General features: G+C 65.9%; 15 protein-coding genes and 1 tRNA gene. 9 read left to right on the top strand and 7 right to left on the bottom strand.

The annotated features are described in order from the left end of the window. Positions 1 to 835: 835 nt before the first annotated feature. Both cls and AC1DS3_RS11570 read right to left on the bottom strand, forming a co-directional pair. Positions 836 to 2344 (bottom strand): cardiolipin synthase, encoded by a 1509-nt coding sequence (gene cls / locus AC1DS3_RS11575; protein ID WP_477127191.1) that lies wholly within the window; start codon positions 2342 to 2344, stop codon positions 836 to 838. Between the two features lie 110 nt (positions 2345 to 2454). After that, positions 2455 to 2619 carry a hypothetical protein gene (locus tag AC1DS3_RS11570; RefSeq protein WP_441641004.1) on the bottom strand — a complete coding sequence of 55 codons (165 nt, stop codon included), beginning with the start codon at positions 2617 to 2619 and terminating at the stop codon, positions 2455 to 2457. Between the two features lie 113 nt (positions 2620 to 2732). Between AC1DS3_RS11570 and AC1DS3_RS11565 the strand changes: the two genes are divergently transcribed. The 4 genes from AC1DS3_RS11565 (at position 2733) to AC1DS3_RS11550 (ending at position 6213) form a co-directional block, all read left to right on the top strand. After that, on the top strand, positions 2733 to 2987 hold the full coding sequence (locus tag AC1DS3_RS11565) for a hypothetical protein (RefSeq protein ID WP_477127190.1): 255 nt from the start codon (positions 2733 to 2735) through the stop codon (positions 2985 to 2987). A gap of 75 nt (positions 2988 to 3062) precedes the next feature. Next, on the top strand, positions 3063 to 3941 hold the full coding sequence (locus tag AC1DS3_RS11560) for a LysR substrate-binding domain-containing protein (protein ID WP_441641006.1): 879 nt from the start codon (positions 3063 to 3065) through the stop codon (positions 3939 to 3941). Positions 3942 to 4198: 257 nt separating this feature from the next. Further along, positions 4199 to 5233 carry a patatin-like phospholipase family protein gene (locus AC1DS3_RS11555; protein WP_441641007.1) on the top strand — a complete coding sequence of 345 codons (1035 nt, stop codon included), beginning with the start codon at positions 4199 to 4201 and terminating at the stop codon, positions 5231 to 5233. A 74-nt stretch (positions 5234 to 5307) separates the two neighbouring features. After that, the gene (locus AC1DS3_RS11550; RefSeq protein WP_441641031.1) at positions 5308 to 6213 is read left to right on the top strand and encodes an adenylate/guanylate cyclase domain-containing protein; all 906 of its coding nucleotides are present in this window, start codon (positions 5308 to 5310) and stop codon (positions 6211 to 6213) included. Positions 6214 to 6302: 89 nt separating this feature from the next. Here AC1DS3_RS11550 and AC1DS3_RS11545 read toward each other — a convergent pair. Further along, positions 6303 to 6387, bottom strand: a tRNA-Leu gene (locus AC1DS3_RS11545). Positions 6388 to 6739: 352 nt separating this feature from the next. Here AC1DS3_RS11545 and AC1DS3_RS11540 point away from each other — a divergent pair. After that, positions 6740 to 7678, top strand: coding sequence for an alpha/beta hydrolase (locus AC1DS3_RS11540; protein ID WP_441641008.1), 939 nt, complete (start codon positions 6740 to 6742; stop codon positions 7676 to 7678). 34 nt (positions 7679 to 7712) lie between these two features. On the opposite strand, the gene AC1DS3_RS11535 is transcribed toward AC1DS3_RS11540, so the two are convergent. From AC1DS3_RS11535 to AC1DS3_RS11520, 4 genes are all read right to left on the bottom strand, one after another. Continuing rightward, positions 7713 to 8582 carry an NAD(P)-dependent oxidoreductase gene (locus AC1DS3_RS11535; RefSeq protein WP_441641009.1) on the bottom strand — a complete coding sequence of 290 codons (870 nt, stop codon included), beginning with the start codon at positions 8580 to 8582 and terminating at the stop codon, positions 7713 to 7715. Positions 8583 to 8603: 21 nt separating this feature from the next. Beyond that, on the bottom strand, positions 8604 to 9764 hold the full coding sequence (locus AC1DS3_RS11530; RefSeq protein ID WP_441641032.1) for an ABC transporter substrate-binding protein: 1161 nt from the start codon (positions 9762 to 9764) through the stop codon (positions 8604 to 8606). 100 nt (positions 9765 to 9864) lie between these two features. Beyond that, entirely contained in the window at positions 9865 to 10005 is a 141-nt protein-coding gene (locus tag AC1DS3_RS11525) for a hypothetical protein (protein WP_441641010.1), read from the bottom strand. A 78-nt stretch (positions 10006 to 10083) separates the two neighbouring features. After that, positions 10084 to 11220, bottom strand: coding sequence for a zinc-binding dehydrogenase (locus AC1DS3_RS11520; RefSeq protein WP_441641011.1), 1137 nt, complete (start codon positions 11218 to 11220; stop codon positions 10084 to 10086). Positions 11221 to 11567: 347 nt separating this feature from the next. Between AC1DS3_RS11520 and AC1DS3_RS11515 the strand changes: the two genes are divergently transcribed. From AC1DS3_RS11515 to AC1DS3_RS11500, 4 genes are read left to right on the top strand one after another with little or no spacing between them, the layout of a single operon-like run. Then, positions 11568 to 13028 (top strand): MFS transporter, encoded by a 1461-nt coding sequence (locus AC1DS3_RS11515; RefSeq protein WP_477127189.1) that lies wholly within the window; start codon positions 11568 to 11570, stop codon positions 13026 to 13028. After that, positions 13025 to 14548: an FGGY family carbohydrate kinase gene (locus AC1DS3_RS11510; RefSeq protein WP_477127188.1), complete on the top strand. Its 1524-nt coding sequence runs from the start codon at positions 13025 to 13027 to the stop codon at positions 14546 to 14548. The genes AC1DS3_RS11515 and AC1DS3_RS11510 overlap by 4 nt, the downstream gene beginning before the upstream one ends. A 22-nt stretch (positions 14549 to 14570) precedes the next feature. After that, a complete protein-coding gene (locus tag AC1DS3_RS11505; protein ID WP_441641014.1) occupies positions 14571 to 16250 on the top strand; it encodes a glycerol-3-phosphate dehydrogenase/oxidase in 1680 nt (559 codons plus the stop codon). After that, positions 16247 to 17809, top strand: coding sequence for an FAD-binding oxidoreductase (locus AC1DS3_RS11500; RefSeq protein WP_477127187.1), 1563 nt, complete (start codon positions 16247 to 16249; stop codon positions 17807 to 17809). Before AC1DS3_RS11505 ends, AC1DS3_RS11500 begins: the two co-directional genes overlap by 4 nt.

Here is a 17809-nt window from a genome sequence, read left to right as displayed (position 1 = left end):
GAAAAGACGAGGGCCGCTCTTGGCGAATTCCATAGGGGCCCGCAGGCTTGACCTGCATGAGGCCGGATATAAGGCTGCAACCAAATCCTCGCCGAGCATCATGAGATGATTTACCTGGCAAACCGGGGCGCGTTCATATAAGTAACCAAGAGAAAGCGATCCTTGCAGGAGGCTGGTGTGGCGTCATTGGGGACCCCAATGGTTTCGTCGTACGGCCCTGGGTGCTATTAGACTCGTGCCGTAACCGCTTCAGAGCACCACGACCCAGCCAATGCCCAGGGATTCGTGGTGGTCCCGCCGGTAGCGCCCACCACGAACTTCAAGCCGTCTGTCGCTCGCAGTGCAGGCGGCCACGAAGTTGCAAGCGTCCCGTTTCCGTCGTGGGCGCGGTGGCACCGGATTGAAAGGCCGAAGAATTCTTCCACCGCGCCCACCCCACCACGAAACCATCACGGCGTGATATATCGTGGCGCTTCGAACCTGTACCGACAGATGCGTGAATGAGCAGGGATGCCGCTACCGAGYAGCCTCACCACGAAACCAGCGCCATCCGCAGGATCGTGGCCATTCAAACCGGTAACGGCATGAGGCTATTAAAACCCGGGGCCTGACGACGAAACCACCGGACTACGCAACCCCGACAAGCCAGCCTCCTGCAAGGATCGCTTTCTTTTGGTCACTTTTCTTTACGAGTAAAGAAAAGTGACATCTCACACGTGTGTAAACGGCCAACCCCGTACAGCCGCGACAGCAGCTAGAAGCATGAAAACCCCGCCCAACAAACGCCTCCCCCCGCGTCAGCGGGGCTACCGACGTCACCCCTAGCCAACTAAACCTACAGCAACGAATCCGCCAACCGGCAAAGATTCTGCCAAGTCCGCGTATGCAGCGGCCGCCGTTGCCAAACCGCCCGCACCACCGTCTCACTATTAGCCAGATACCGCTGCTGGATCCGCCGCATGCGCGCCACCACGTCGCGGTCATAGATCACCAGCGCGGCTTCCGCATTGAGCGCAAACGACCGGATATCCATATTGGTCGATCCCACCATGGCAACTTCATCGTCAATGGTGACGTGCTTGGCATGCAGGAAGGCGGGGCGATACAAGTGGATCTGCACCCCCGAGTCCAGCAGCACGCCGAAGTAAGCCTCCTGCGCGGCCTGCGTAAAGCGCTGGTCGATCCGTTGCGACAGCACCAGGTGCACCGCCACGCCACGGTAGCAGGCCAGGTGCAGCGCTTGCAGGAAGGATTCATCCGGCACGAAGTAGGGCGTGGTGATGACCACTTCGCTGCGCGCGCGGTGGATCATGCTGATCAGCGCCATCTGCGCGTTCTGCGTGCCGTAGCCAGGGCCGCTGGGCAGCATCTGCGCGATGTGCGGGCCTTGCGCCTCCATGGGTGGGAAGCTGTCGAGGTCGAAGTTGCTGTCGCCTGTCTCCAGGTAGCGGTCGGCCAGGAAGACCGCTTGCAACTCCGCCACCACAGGCCCGGTCACGCGCGCCACCAGTTCTTCATTGGGTAGCCCGGGCATCGACTCGGCGTCGATCACGTTTTGCGAGCCGATGTAGCCAATGCTGCCATCCACCACCATGATCTTGCGGTGATTGCGCAGGTCGAAGCGCGCGCTCTTGCCTTTGAGCACCGCCATCAGCGAGCGCATGGGCAGGGCCTGCACCACCTCCACGCCACCGTCGCGCAGCGTATCGGCAAACATGCGCCAGCCGGCGCGCGCGCCCAGCGCATCCACCAGCAGGCGGCAGCGCACGCCCCGCGCGCTCGCCCGCAGCAGGGCGTCGGTAAAGGCGCGGCCGGTTGCGTCCGCGGCGTAGATATAGACCAGCAGATGGACCTGGCGCCGGGCGCCGTCGATATCGGCAATCATCGCGRCTACCGTCGCGTCATAGTCGTCGAGCAGCGCCACGGCATTGCCGCGCATCGGCGAGTAGGAGCCGAGCCGCTCGATCAGGCCGGCCGCATCGGCGGCGACGGCTGCGGGCAGCGGCTGCAATGGCGCGAAGCGCGCCACCCGGTCACGGACGTTTGCGATGCCCTGGTTGATGCGGGCCAGCTTCAGGCGGCGCGACTTGGGATAGTAGATGCGGCCGAACAGCGCATAGAGCACCAGCCCCAGCCATGGCAGGAAGAAGATCAGCAGCAGCCAGGTGCGCGCCGCCGCCGGGGCGCGGCGCTGCGGCACATAGACCAGCATGGCCAGGCGGATCGCCCATTCCGCCAGTGTGAACAGCGACGGCCACCACCAGGAAATACCCGCCGGCATGGCGCTTTGCAGTGCGGCGAACCAGGACGCAGGCAGGGCGGTAGCGAGAAGGGAAGGGGACATGCGGCTCGGCGGCGGTGTGGCGGATCGCCCACCATACCAGAGCCGCGCGTGGAAGCGCCTGTCAGGCAGATGCCGGGCCATGCCGCATCTGCCCGTCACAAGCCGCTGGCTTACTTCTTCGTCACGTCCTTGCGCGCCTTGCTGCCCGTGGCCTCGTTGTACCGCTCCACGTACTCCTCGAACAGCTTGCGGATCGAACGGCCGATTTTCACGTAGTCCGATTCGGCGTCAACGCGGGTTGAGGAGCGCAAGCGCAATGCATTGGTCGAGTGCATCGCACAATCGGGCCGCATCTTTCATCAAAGCACGGCCGATCCGGATCTACAGTGGCGGCATTCCACCATTCCACCATTCCACCATTCCACCAATAGCGAGATGGCAGATGCCCATGATTTCCGCCCTGACTTTCGGCCTTGTGCCCCTGGCCGCCGCGGCGGCGCTTGGCATGGAGCGCGCCGGCCGCAGCATCCTGCTGCAGGCAGCGTGCCTGACCCTTCTGGCCGCCGACTGGGCGCGCGCGGGCCATGCCGTGCTGCCGCATCGCGCGCTGGTGCCTGACCTGGGCGAATTGATGTTCGTGTGGGGCCCGCTGGCGTTCGCCGGCATGCTCGGCTGGGCCTGGCGCACCGCGCGTGCGCTATGATCGCGCATCGCGCTGCGCTTCGATCCAGCCATTCCCAACCGGCGCCAAGCCAGCGGCCGCCCCGCGCACTCCCTTATGAAGCACATCCCGCCGATTCCGCTGCTGCTCGCCTTTGACGCCGTAGCCCGGTTGCGGAGTTTCCACAAGGCTGCCGAGGCGCTTAGCCTCGCCCACAGCACGGTCAGCCACCGCATCCGGGAGCTGGAGCAACTATGCGGGATGGTGCTGTTTGTGCGGACCACCCGCACGGTGACCCCCACGCCAGATGCCGAACGCCTGCTGGTATCCGTGCGCCAAGCGTTGTCCGTGCTGGGCGAAGCCTTTGGCCAGATGGATGGCGCCGCCCGCACAGTGCGCGTCAGCGTCCTCCCCTCCTTTGCCCGTTTCCGAGTCGTGCCTGCGCTGGCGGATTTTCAGCGCTGCCATACGCAGATCGCCATCGAGCTCAACCCCACGAGCCAGATGGTGGTGCCGCGTCACGGCGAGGCGGACATCGCGCTGCGCTTTGCCCGTGCCAAGCCGGTCGAGCCGCATCTGGACCTTGGCCACGACGAATGGTTTCCGGTGGCGGCACCGTCCTATCTGGCCACCCTCAGGCAGCGCGCCCTGCCCAAGTTGTTCGGTGAGGCGATGCTGCTCTCGCACAGCCGCCACGCCTGGGAACCCTGGTTCCAGGAAGCCGGCCTGCCGATGCCGCGTAGCCACCGGGTGACCACCTTCACCGACACCGGCCTGATGCTGGACGCCGCCATGCGCGGGCAGGGCATCGCATACGGACGCCGCTCGCTGCTGCTGCATCTGCTCAAGTCCGGGCAACTGGTGCGGTTGTCGCCGGTCAGCTTGTCATCGGCGCATTCGTACTATCTGATGGTGTCGGAGCGGTTCGAGGCCTCGCCGGAGGTGCGGGTGGTGCATGAGTGGATCAAGGCGCTGGTGGGGGAGGGACAGGGGTAGCGCCCCGGCCACAACTGTTCGCATCGCCACGCAGGTCTGCAGGTCTGCAGGTCTGCAGAGGGTGAACAGAACTGGGCGCTTTCTGTCCGCTCGATGGACGGCGAAGGCGGGCAATGCGCCGGATTGAGCCAGTGTGAGCCGATTGTTCGCCCGCATGCACTACGCTGCAACCAAAGGGAGCCGGAAGGCCAGCACGGGCCGAGCCCCAGGCACGCAGGGGCAGRAGCATCACCAAGGCACGCAAACAGGAGGCCACCATGCAAGCCACGCATCCACCCGCGATCCGCCACATCAATATCGCATTGCAAGGCGGCGGCACCCATGGGGCATTCAGCTGGGGCGTGCTGGACCGGCTGCTGGAAGACAAGCGCATCGGCATCGACGGCATCAGCGGCACCAGCGCCGGTGCCGTCAACGCCACCGTGCTCGCCTACGGCCTGGCAAGCGGTGGGCCGGAGGGCGCGCGGCAGGCCCTGGAGACGTGCTGGCGCAAGGTGTCCGACTGCGCGAAGCTGAGTCCCCTGCAACCTACCTGGCTGGACCGGTTGATGGGTGCCGGCGGCAATATGGAGATGTCGCCGGCGTGGATGGTGTTCGACCATCTCACGCGCTTCTACTCGCCTTACCAGCTCAATCCTTGCAACCTCAACCCGCTGCAGAACATCCTGGATGAGACCATCGATTTCGAGGTGCTGCGCCGCAGCAAGAGCGTCAAGCTGTTCCTGTGCGCAACCAACGTGCTGCGCGGACGCATCCGCGTGTTCAGCACTGGCGAGGTCTGCGCCAAGGCCGTGATGGCTTCGGCCTGCCTGCCGACGCTGTTCCAGGCTGTGGAGATCGACGGCGAGTATTACTGGGACGGCGGTTACATGGGCAACCCGCCGATCTATCCGCTGATCTATGAGACCGACAGCCGCGATGTGCTGATCATCCGCCTCAACCCGATCCACATTCCCCAGGTGCCTGTCACGGCACGCGAAATCCTGGACCGTATCAACACGCTCAGCTTCAACTCCTCGTTGATGCGCGAGATGCGCGCCATCGAGTTCATCACCCGGCTGATCGACGAAGGCGCGCTCGACCCGTCACGCTACCGCCGCATGCTGATCCACAGCATCGATGCCGAAGCCGAGATGGCACGGCTGGGCGCGCCCAGCAAGTTCAACGCGGACTGGGCCTTCCTGCGCGGCCTGTTCACGCTCGGGCGCGAGCGGGCCGACGCCTGGCTCGCGGCAAACTTCGAGGCACTCGGCCAGCGCTCATCGATCGATATCGCTGAAACATTTCTTTGAGCATTCGGCCGCGTACTACCATCAGTGCAGGGCGCCGCGCGAGGCGGGCGGCGAGCGAACAGGTTGAGGTGCATATGGACCGGGAATCGATGCCTGCGATGTCCGACGGTGACGGTTCCGTACTGTTCGCGGATATCAGCAGCAGCACCAAGCTGTATGAAAAGGCAGGCAACGCGGCCGCCTTCGGTGCAATCGGGCAGTGCATCGCCCTGATGAAGTCCTGTTCGTCGGCGCAGCAAGGCCGCGTGGTGAAGACCATCGGCGATGAAGTCATGGCGGTGTTTCCCACTGCCGAAAATGCCATGCAGGCTGCACTCGACATGCAAATGGCGATTGCAGCGCTGCCGCCCGTATCCGGCATCCCCATGTCGATCCATATCGGCTTTCACCACGGCCCGCTCCTGCATGATGCCTCGGGCGACGTGTTCGGCGACACGGTGAACCTTGCCGCGCGCCTCTCCAAGCTCGCATCGCAGGGGCAGATCATTACCAGCAAGGACGCCGTGGCGCATCTGCCGGAAATCCTGCGCCAGGCGATGCGCTACCTCTACCCGATACACGTGCGCGGCAAGGACGTGCCCGTGGAGTTGTTCGAAGCGATATGGCAGCAGAACGCCGACATGACCATTCTCGCCGACGTAAGCCAGCGCGCGATCCGCCCCGCGCTGCTAACGCTGCGGTATCGGGAGATGGAGGTCCGCATGAACGGCGCCTCGCCGCTGGTCACGATAGGGCGCGACGCCGCGATGACGATCGTCGTTGCCGATCCGCAGACATCGCGGTTCCACGCAATGATCGAGTTCCGCGCCGGGAAGTACATGCTGATCGACCGAAGCGCGAACGGTACGCATGTCGCCATCGACGGCGATGGCGAAATCATCCTGCGCCGCGATGAAGTCGCGCTGAGAGGGCACGGCTGGATTACGTTCGGGCAGTCGATGGCTGGCGCCGGGGAGCGGGTCGAGTTCTTTCCGGCTTAGTTTCGGGCCAACACGCTGTACGGAATCTCAACGTGCGGTGAAGCTGCGCTCGCCCTTGGGCGTATCGACTTGTATTTTGGGAAATATAGTGGTGCCCGGGGTCGGACTCGAACCGACACGCCTTGCGGCGGGGGATTTTGAGTCCCCTGCGTCTACCTGTTTCACCACCCGGGCTGAGTGGGTGCTGGCGGATTTGCCGGGAGTCCGGCGTACCAGCACGGTGCTGAGCCGGGAATTATGCCGCAAATCTTGCCAGGCCACAACTGGCTCCGGTAGCGCGGCCCCAACGCGTCCCATCCGCAACCCTGGCGCGCCCGCTTGGCCCGCGTCGCCAGGCTACGATTGCAGGATTCAGGCGGCCTCCGGGCGGTACAGCGGATGAAGCCGGCGAAGGGTGGCGGGCGCTCCCAGGCTTGCCGCAGCGGCCCGACATCCGGGAAGTTGTCGATATCTGGCGCTATGCGAACTCGCTAGCATGCTTGCAGCCGTGGCGCCGCCCGGTTTCTCACATCCACCCCGGAGCCACATGTCAGCCCAGCCCTCCCTCGCCAGTCTTGCACGGCTGCCGTCGCAGGATCCCACCTTCTATGCGCGCGAATACAACAACCGGGCCAACGTGCCCGACAACGCTGCCCACATGGCCCGCTGGGCGGCGCTGTCGCTGCAGGTGCGCAAGCGCGCCGGCTGGCTGGAGGACCTGAGCTACGCCGGTGCCGAGCCCGGCCCGCACGCAGCGGACGAGCGGCTCGATTACTTTCCGGCCGAACCGGCCGAACCGGGCACTGCCGATGGGCCGCCGCCGCTGCTGGTGTTCCTCCACGGCGGCTACTGGCGCGCGCTGGACAAGCGCGACCACAGCCTGGTGGCCAATGCGCTGCCGCACTGCGGCGTGTCGGTGGCGGTGATCAATTACTCGCTGTGCCCGGCGGTGACGGTGGAGACCATCGTGCTGCAGGCCGTGCGCAGCGTGGCCTGGCTGTACCGGGAGTCCGGCCGGCTTGGCCATGACAGGTCGCGCATCTTCGTGGCCGGGCATTCCGTCGGCGGCCACATGGCCGCGATGATGCTCACCACGCTATGGCCGCGCGTAGGCGGCGATCTGCCCGCCGACCTGGTCAAGGGCGTGGTCTCGGTCAGCGGGCTGCATGACCTGGAGCCGCTGCGCCGGGCGGACTTCCTGCAGGTCGACCTGAAGCTATCGGCGCGTGATGTTGAGCGGCTCTCGCCGGCCTTCCTGCCGCCGGCCACGGATGCACCGCTGGTTACCGCGGTGGGCGGGCTGGAGCCGGGCGAATACCATCGGCAGACCGATCTGCTGCGCGCTGGCTGGCCCGCCAACGCGCAGGCGCCCGGTGCGGCGCATGTGCCGATGCCCGCCAGGCACCATTTCAACGTGATGGATGATTTCGCCGACAGGGACAGCCCGTTGCTGCTGGCTGTGCGGCGGATGATGGGGGTGGCTTAGCCCCGCCTTTTTTTTGGGGCCACTCTTCGGCCATTCAGCCCTCCAGCACCCGCAGCAACGACGACGTATCGTCCTTGCCCCAGCCCTTTTCCATCAGCGTGCCGAGCTGGCGCGAGGTGGCTTGCATGGCCGGCAGCTCCAGCCCGAGCTGGCGCGCAATCTCCGCGGCCAGGCCGAAGTCCTTGTCGTGCAGCCGCGCTTCGATACCRGGCGCAAAGTCGTGGGCGACCATCTTCGGTCCCATCATGTCCAGCATGCGGCTGCCGGCCATGCCGGTGGCCATGGCTTGCAGCACGCGGCCGCTGTCTACCTGCTGCGCCTGCGCGAAGCGCATGGCTTCGGCGATGCCTTCGATATTGACCACCTGCGCGATCTGGTTGCACAGCTTGGCGACTTGCCCTGCGCCGTGATCGCCGATGTGGGTGATGGTCTTGCCGAGCAGCGCGAGCAGCGGCCGCACGCGCTCCAGCATCTCGGCCTTGCCGCCCACCATGATGGTGAGGCTGGCGGCCTCGGCGCCAATCGTGCCGCCGGAGACCGGGCAGTCCAGCGCTTCGATGCCGTGCTCGGCCAGCCTGGCGGCAATCTCGCGGGTGACGATGGGCGAGATGGTGCTGTGGTCGATGCAGATGGTGCCCGGCGCCGCACCTTCGATCACGCCGTGCTCGCCCAGCAGCACGGCCTGCACGTCTTCCGATGACGTGACATTGGTAAACACCACCGAGGCGCCGCGCGCGGCTTGCGCCGGCGTGGTGCAGGGCACGGCGCCAAGCGCGCGGGCCGCGTCGGCGGCCTCGGGGCGGCGTACATAGGCGCGCACGGCGTGGCCGCCGGCGAGCAGGTGGCGCACCATCGGCGTGCCCATGGCGCCAAGGCCGATAAAGCCAATCGTTGTATTGCTCATCTCAAATATCCTTGCATATCCTTACTTGTCTGACGCGTAGGCAAACTTGCCGTCGCGGATCACGCCCATCACGCGCGAGCGCTGGTCAAAGCCTTGATGGTCCTTCGCGCTCAGGTTCATCACCCCATTGGGAATGGTCAGGTTGGTGGTCGTCTCCAGTGCATCGCGCATGGCGTGGCGGAACTCGCGCGTGCCCGGCTGCGTGCCGCTCTTGCCGGCACGGCGCGCAGCATCGTCCAGCAGCATCCACGCGCCCCAGGCATCGCCGGCGAATTGCGTGATGCTGTCCACGCCGTACTTCGTCTCATAGCGCGTCACGAAATCCAGCGCCACCTTCTTTACCGGATGGCCATCCGGCAACTGCCGCGCCACCACCACCGGCCCGGTCGGGAACAGCGTGCCTTCCACGTCCTTGCCGCCTACCCGCAGGAAATCCCAGGTGGCGATGCCGTGCGTCTGATACACCTTGCCCTTGTAGCCGCGCTCGGCAAGGGTCTTCTGCGGCAATACCGACGGCGTGCCCGCGCCGGCAATCAGGATCGCATCCGGGGTGGCAGCCATCAGCTTGAGCACCTGCCCGGTTACCGAAGTATCGGTGCGCGAGAAGCGCTCGTTGGCCACCACCTTGAGCTTGCGCATGTCCGCCAGCTTGGAGAACTCGCGCCACCAGCTCTCGCCGTAGGCATCGTTGAAACCGATGAAGCCGACAGTCTTGATGCCGTGGTTGCTCATGTACTCGGTAAGGACCGTAGCCATATGCGAATCGTTTTGCGGCATCTTGAACGCCCAGCGCCGCTTGGGGTCCGACTGCGGCTCGATGATGGCAGCCGACGCAGCCAGGGCCACCATCGGCGTCTCGCCTTCCGCCACGGCGTCCAGCGCAGCAATGGCGGTGGGCGTGATGTTGGGGCCCACCACCACATCCACCTTGTCCTCGGAGATCAGCTTGCGCACATTGCGCACGGCCGCGGCCGGGTCGGAGCCATCGTCCAGGATCACGTACTGCGCGCGCTGGCCGCCCAGGGTCTGCGGCCACATCATGACGGTGTTCTTGGACGGGATGCCGATGGAGGCGGCGGGGCCGGTGGTGGAAACGTCGATGCCCACGCGGATGTCGGCGTGGGCGGGGAGGGCGTTGAGGCAAGCGAGCAGAAGGGCGGCGCACGGCAGGGCGGTGCGCACGAACGGGTGGGGCACGGGTTGTCTCTCCTCTGTGTTTCTTGTTGTGTAAATCGGCAGCGGCCAGCTACCGCTCTCGACTCGCCGATGCGCGCCCGGCGCACTACCGGTCCACGCCTTGAACGCGCTCGGGGATCCATTGTAGGAGCATGGTGACGAGACTGGACGCGGCCATGACTGCCAGCAGGCGATAGCCGTACTTGGCGCCGCCGGACAGAGCCGTGGCCGAGTTGCCAGGATCCATGCAGCCGACCAGCGCCGCCGGCCGCGGCGCAGCGGCTGATACTTGACACTGCGGGCGCGCAGGGCGCCCCGGGATGACTTACCCTGCCAGGCCCTTGTTCGGGTTGATCAGGTACTTCTCGCCCGTCGCGCGCTTGTTGTAGACGGCGATCACGTCCAGGTCCAGCACCTCGGCCAGCGAGATTTCCTTCGAGTAATGGCTGGCGAAGGTGGTTTTCAGCTCCGCCACCACGCGTTGCTTGAGTTCGTTGGCCCGCTCGCGCCCGATCTTCTGCAGGAACGGGAACAGCAGCCAGCCGCCCATGCCCCACGCCATGCCGAAGCTGCGGGTGAACTCGGTCGGGCTGGTGTCCAGGCCGCCGTAGAGGTAGACCTGCTTGTGGGTGGTCGAGCCATAGCGGCTGTATTCGCGCGCGGTCTTGTTCAAGGCCGCTTCCATGCAGGTGAGGATCTGGCCGGCGAGCTTGCCGCCGCCCGTGGCGTCGAACGCGATCGTTGCGCCGGTAGCGACGAGTGCCTCGGTGAGGTCCTGCATGAACGTGGGCGACGCGGCGTTGCAGACGTAGACCGCGCCTTGTGCCTTGAGCAGGTCCGCCTGCTCTTGCTTGCGCACGATGTTCACCAGCTTGATGCCATCCTTGAGGCAGATCTGGTTGAGCATCTGGCCCAGGTTGGAGGCCGCGGCGGTGTGCACCAGGGCGCTATGCCCTTCGCGCCGCATGGTCTCGACCATGCCCAGCGCGGTGAGCGGGTTGACGAATGACGACGCGCCATCGGCGGGCGTGGCGCCTTCGGGCAGGACCAGGCACTGGTCCGCGGGAATGCAGCGGTACTGCGAGTACATCGCGCCGCCGATGGCAGCCACGGTCTTGCCCAGCAACGCTTGCGCCGCAGGGGACGAGCCTGCATCGACGACCACGCCCGCGCCCTCATTGCCAACCGGCATGGACGCATCCATGCGGCCGGCCATGCTGCGCATCGCCCCTTCCGGGACGCGCGCGGTGACCACGGGGCGCTCTGCCGTGCCGCTGGCCTTGGCCGTGCTCATGTCGGCCGCACCGAACAGCAGGCCGAGATCGGACGGGTTGAGGGGAGAGGCTTCAATGCGGATGAGGACTTCATCCGGGCCGGGGTGCGGCGTGTCGATGCTGTCTAGCGACAGCTCGAGTTCACCGCTGCTCTTGATTTGCGAACGAAGTTGAAGGCCGGTGCGCATTCGATGTCTCCTTGATCTGTCGGTGTGCGGTGTGCGGTGTACGGTGTGAGATGGGCCAKGCGGCAATGTGGGGCCGCTCTTGCCGAGCAGTCAGCAATGTAGCAAGTTCCTGTGAAACGCGTACTGGGCCGGATACTCAGGTCATGCGCCTGCCGACAGACCGTCATGCATCGCGCTGATAGAGGCGGATCCATGTGTGCTCGGCCCCGCGCTTCCCCTGCTTGACACCCCGAATCTTTCAACCTAAAGTTTGCCTGCAGATCTAGATAAGAGACCATCTGTAAGATGGTCTCTTCCTGCGTGCAGCTTGCTGCGGCCTCTTACAGAAATAAAACAAGGAGACCGCTGTGCAATCCACGATCAAGATCCGTGGCATCGATGATGTCATCGCATTTATTGATTCCTGCCCAAGCATAAAAGGTAGAGCCGGCCTCATCTGGTGGCTTGCGCTGGGAGGACTGTTCCTCGACGCATTTTCCAATTCGGCATTGAGCGCCGGGCTCGGGCCCATGACGCGCAACCTGCAGCTTGCCGCTTCACAGGTTGCGCTGCTGACATCCTTTGCTTCGTGGGTGGCTATCGCCTTCAATCCCATCGGCGGATGGATGGCGGACCGGTGGGGCCGCATTCGCCCGCTGATCATCGCGAAATTCCTGGCGGTGATTGGCGCGCTGCTGGTGGTGTTCGCGCCTGGCTTCGAAGTGATCCTAGTCGGGCGCTTCTTTGTCGGCGCGGCCTACGGCATCGACTTTGCCATCGCCATGGCCGTGCTGGCCGAGTTCACGCCGGTCAGGCTGAAGAGCCGGCTCAATACCTGGCAGGGCATGTGGTACACCGCGGTCTGCAGCAATTTGCTGCTGGCGTTGCTGTTCCATTCGTGGAATGTGGGCGACGCCATCTGGCGCTACTCCGTGGCCGCCACCGCCATCTTCGGGCTTGGCATCCTGGTGCTGCAGCTTGCGTTCCTGGTGGAGAGCCCGATCTGGCTGGCGCGCAAGKAGCGCCTGGTCGACGCCGCCAAGGCAATGACGCGCATCTATGGCCGGCCCTTCGCCGCCGCGCCGGTGGGAGAGCGCCTGCCCGTGCTGAACCAGGCAAAGCGCGGGCTGGCCAATGTGCTGCTGATCTTTCGCGGTGTGTATCTGCCGCGCACCGTTCTTGCGGCGACGGTGCAGATCGGGCAATCCATCCAGTACTTCGCGGTCGGCTGGTATCTGCCGCTGATCAGCGCGGCGCTGTTCGGCAAGGACTTTGTCTACGCCACGGTGGGTGCGCTGGTCTTCAACGTCTTTGGCATCCTTGGTGGCTTCATGTCGCCGCTGATCGGGCGCAAGCTGGGTTTGCGCCGTGCTTCCGCCTTTGGTTTCGCCGCCGTTTTTGTCATGCTGCTGATCCTCGGCCTGTTCAACGGCAAGATGCCGATCTGGGTGGCGGTGATCGTGCCGTCGCTGTTCATCCTTTTCCATTCAGGCGGTCCCGGCGCCAACGGCAAGAGCCTTTCGTCGCTGTCGTTTCGCAGCGAACTGCGCGCGGGGGCCAACGGCATCATCGGCGCGCTGGGCTCAACCGGCGCCGCACTGGGCCTGTTGATCTTCCCGCTCTTCCGGGAGAAATACGGCCTGGAGACGACCTTTCTCATCCTCTCGATCGTGCCGCTGACGGCCAGCATCATCTGCTTTGCCATCAAGTGGGACCCGACGCGCACCGCCATCCATCCTGACAACGAAGCCGACGCTCCGCAATTCAGCGGCGACGAGGCGCCGGCCCCGGCGTTCCTCAACCCGGCGATAGAGAAATCCCAACGATGAAGACCAACAGCAACGTCATACTCGCCATCGACGAAGGCACGTCCGGCACGCGGGCGGCCGTGGTTGCCGCCGACGGCCATGTCTCGTGCCTCGAATACACGACGCTGCAGGTGGACGCGCCACGGCCCGGCGTGGTCGAGCAAGATGCCAACGCGATACTGGAAAAGACGATCGCCGTCTGCCGCGCCACCATCGCACGCGCGCAGCAAGAGCAGTTGCGCATTGTCGCGCTGGGCATTGCCACGCAGCGTGCCACCGCGGTGCTGTGGGATACCCGCAGCGGGCGGGCGATCGTGCCCGCCATGGTCTGGCAGGACACGCGCTATGTCAGCGAGCTCAGCGCGCTGGCGCCGGCCTGGGACAAGACGCTGCTCGAGCAGGTCGGGCGCCCGGTCGGCGTGCGTTCTCCCTACCTCTGGGCCGCGCGCCATTTGCGGGACACGCCCGAGGTGGCCGAGGCGTTCCGCGCGGGCAGCCTGGCGTTCGGCACCATCGACACCTGGCTGCTCTGGCATCTGTCGACCGAGCGCGCCTGCGTGACCACGCCGACTAACGCCACCTCCGCCAGCGCCTACGTGCTGGCCGGGCACCGCTATCACCTTGGCTGGCTCGATGCGCTGGAATTCCCGCACACGCTGCTGCCCGCGCTGCGCCAGGACGCCGACGATTTCGGGCGCACGCGCGCCGAGCTGCTGGGCATCGACGTGCCGATTCTCGCTTGCGCGGGCGACCAGCTTGCCGGCGCCGCGGGGCTCGGATGCCTGGAGCGCGGGCAGTCGATGTGCGTGCACGGCACCGGCAGCTTCGTGGACCTGGTGATCGGGCCGCAGCCGCCGGCCAAGGCCGGCCTGTACGACGGCACCCTGACCATGACCGCGCGCCGGCAGCACGATGTGTCGCATCTTTCCGTGGAGACCTTCGTCGCCACCACGGGCTCCGCACTGAATTGGGTTTGCGAGAAGCTGCGCTGGTTCGAGAGCGCGAAGCAGATCAGCGCGCTGGCCGCCACCGTCGGCTMCGCGCGCGGCGTGACCTTCCTGCCCGCGCTCACCGGGCTGCGCGTCCCGCAGATGCAGCCCGAAGCCCGCGCGTCGCTGACGGGCATCTCCATCGCAAGCACGCAGGCCGAGGTGGCCTACGCCATCCTGGAAGGCATCGCGCATGCGGTGTCGTCCTGCATGGAGGCCAACGAGGAAGTCGCCGGCGTGCCCGTGGCCGAACTCATCGTCGGTGGCGGCCTCTCCGGCAGCGACGCGCTGCTGCAGATCCAGGCGGACCTGACCGGCATGCCGATCCGGCGCATGCGCGAGACCGATCGCGCCAGCTTGCGCGGCATCGCCTTCTTCGCGGGCTCGTCGGGGCTGCTGTGGGACTCGCTGCAGGACGCCCGCGCGACCAATGAAACCGATGCCGTGTTCGAGCCACGCCTGGGTGCCGACCAGCGTGGCGAGCGCCGCGCGCTCTGGCACGCACGGGTGGCGTCCGAGCTGCGCCACGCGCAATCCTTCCATCACCACTGACCTGCCAGGAGATCGCCGAAACATGATGGTTTTTCCATCCAGAAGTCCCAGCCGGGACCGCGCCCGGATGACATCCACCGAACCGCTGCGCCTGGTGCGCCAGGCGCAGCTCGATCGCCTCGGCAGCGAGACCTTCGACATCCTCATCGTCGGCGGCGGCGTGACCGGCGCCTATGCCGCGCTGGATGCCAGCCTGCGCGGCTATCGCGTTGCCTTGGTGGAGAAGAACGATTTCGCCTCCGGTACGTCGTCCAAGTCCTCCAAGATGGTGCATGGCGGGTTGCGTTACATCGAGCAGGGCAATCTCGGCCTGGTGCGCCATTCCCTGCTGGAGCGCCAACGCCTGCGCAGGAATGCGCGGCATCTGGTGCAGCGCCTGCCGTTCCTGTTTCCCGTGATGGAGAAGGACGGCGTGTTCGACAAGCGCCTGGCCAAGGCATTCGAGAGCCTACTCTGGACCTACGACCTGGCCGGCGGCTGGCGCGAAGGCATCCTGCATCAAAAGCTCACCAAGGCCGAGGTGCTGTCGCATTGCCCGACCTTCAACGAGGAGAACCTGCTCGGCGGCTTCATGTACTTCGATGCGCGCGTGGACGATGCCCGGCTCACGCTGAACATCGCCCGCACTGCGGCCTTTCACGGCGCGGCAGTGGCCAACCACGCGAAGGTGGTGGAGATCACGCGCAACGGTCACGGCAAGGTCGACGGCGCCATCATTCATGCCGGGGATCGAGAGATCCGCGCCAGGGCCGGCGTCGTCGTCATGGCCACTGGCGTGTGGCTGCGTGACTGGACCGGCCGCAAGAAGGGCGAGGAAAAGACGCTGCATATCCGCCCTGCCAAGGGCGTGCATGTGGCCATTCCCTGGCTCAAGGTCCGCAACGACTGCACCGTGACCATCCCCGTGCCGGGGCGCAACCGCCGCGCCACCATCACGCGCTGGGGCAACGTCTCCTACCTGGGCACCACGGACGAAGATTACGAGGGCGATCTCGACAACGTTTGCTGCACCCGCGAGGAACTCGACTTCCTGCTGGACGGCGCGCGCTGGGCGCTGAAGACGGACCTGCAGGCCGAAGACGTGCTGGGCAGCATCGCGGGCTGCAGGCCGCTGGTGGCGCCGCCGGGGGGCAAGACGCTGGAGATCAAGCGCAACCATGAGATCCACACCGCCGCCGATGGCCTCGTCACCATCGTCGGGGGCAAGCTGACCACCTCCCGGCACATGGCGGAGCAAACCGTCGACGCGGCCCAGAAAGTGATTGGCCAGCGCAACCGATGCCAAACCAAATCCGCGTACCTGCTGGGTGCCGCGGGATACGACGCGCAGGCCATCGTGGCTTCCGGCGGCTTGTCCGCCCACCTGGGCGAGCGTTATGGCACGGAAGCCCGTTTCGTCAGCGACATCCTGCAAGCCGATGCGCGCCTGCAGGCACCGATTGTCGAAGGGCTTCCCTATACCGAAGCCGAGATCGTCTACGCCGCGCGCCACGAGCTGGCGGGGAGCGTGGACGACGTGCTCTCGCGCCGCATCCGCGCCCGCCTAATGGCGCGCGATGCCTCGGCGCGCGCCGCGTCCCGCGTGGGCGCAATCCTGCAGGCCGAGCTCGGCCTGTCCGAATCCGAGGTGGCGCAGCAGGTCAATGATTACCTGGCTGCCGTCGCACATGAAAAATCCGTTCTACTGGGAGATGCACAATGATCAGCAAGGAAGCCATCAAGCGCGGCTACAACCGTGGCAACTACGTCGTCGGCGCGCACACGCCGCCGGCCTATGCGGCCACCATCAAGGAACCCTCCTCCATGCCCGGCGGGCCCGGCCTGCAGCGCAATGCCGTCGCCGTGGATGCCGCGCACATCGATGCGCTGCGCGGCGTGGCCGATGAGGTGCTGACCGATACCGCCAGCGTGGTGGCCAGGACGCGCGACTGGTGGGCCGGCTCCATGATGACCGAGACCGCCGGCCGGCCGGCCACGCCGCAGGCCGTCATCGTGCGCGTGTCCACGATCGGGCAGATCCAGGCCGTCATGCGGATCGCGCACGCGGCGGCGATCCCGTTGACGGTGTCGGCGGGCCGCAGCAACGTCACCGGCGCCGCGCTGCCGGTACGCGGTGGCATCGTGCTGGACGTGTGCGCGCTGAACAAGGTGCTGGACTTCGACAGGGAAAGCCAGATCGTCGAGGTGGAAGCCGGCCTGTTCGGCGACGTGTTCGAGCAGACCATCCAGAAGGACTATGGCATGACCATGGGCCACTGGCCGTCGTCCTTCGCCATCAGCACCGTGGGCGGCTGGGTGGCGTGCCGCGGCGCCGGGCAGCTTTCGACGCGCTACGGCAAGATCGAGGACATGGTCTTCGGCATGGATGTGGTGCTGGCCGACGGCAGCCTGATCAGCGTGGGCGGCTACTCGCGCGCGGCGCTCGGCTCGGACCTGCAGCAACTGTTCATCGGCTCGGAAGGCACGCTCGGCGTGATCGTGCGCGTGCGCCTCAAGCTGCATCGGCTGCCGGACTACGGCCGCGCCATCGCCTATGGCTTCAAGACCTTCGCCATCGGCCTGCAAGCCTGCCGCGAGATCATGCAGCGCGGCGCCAATCCCGCAGCCCTGCGCCTGTACGACGAGCTCGAGAGCCGCGTGCAGTTCAACCTGCCCGACACCAACGTGCTGCTGATCGCCGACGAAGGCGCGCGCGAGATGGTCGATGCCGTGATGGCCATCAGCGAAGGCGTGTGCAAGGCGCTCGGTAGTGCGCTGGACAGCGAAGCGATCTTCGAGCGCTGGCTGGATACGCGCTACCTGACCGGCAAGAGMGCGGAAGGCTTCAAGCGCAGCCCCGGCTTTGTCGCCGACACGCTGGAGATGTCCGGCCCCTGGAGCGACCTGCCCGCCATCTACACGGACGTGGTCAACGCCATCAACGCCGTGCCTGGCACGCTCGCTGGCTCGGCGCACCAGTCGCATGCCTATGTGGACGGCGCCTGCTTGTACTTCTCGCTGCGCGGCGAGGTCGAGGTGGAGAACCGGGCGAAGTGGTATCGCCAGGCCTGGGATGCCGCCAACGCGGTGTTGATCAAATACAATGCCGCGTTGAGCCACCACCACGGCATCGGGCTGCTGCGCGCGCCTTATATGCGCGAATCGCTGGGCAGCGCCTTTGCGGTGCTGATGGCGGTCAAACAAGCGCTGGATCCCAAGAACATCCTCAACCCCGGAAAGCTCGGCCTGACGGACGCGCTGCCCTACGACCCGGATCGGTAA

This window comes from Cupriavidus sp. 01L46 (assembly GCF_056399905.1).
The sequence above is the reverse complement of the archived record's forward strand: the minus strand, read 5'-3'. Positions and strand labels throughout refer to the sequence as shown.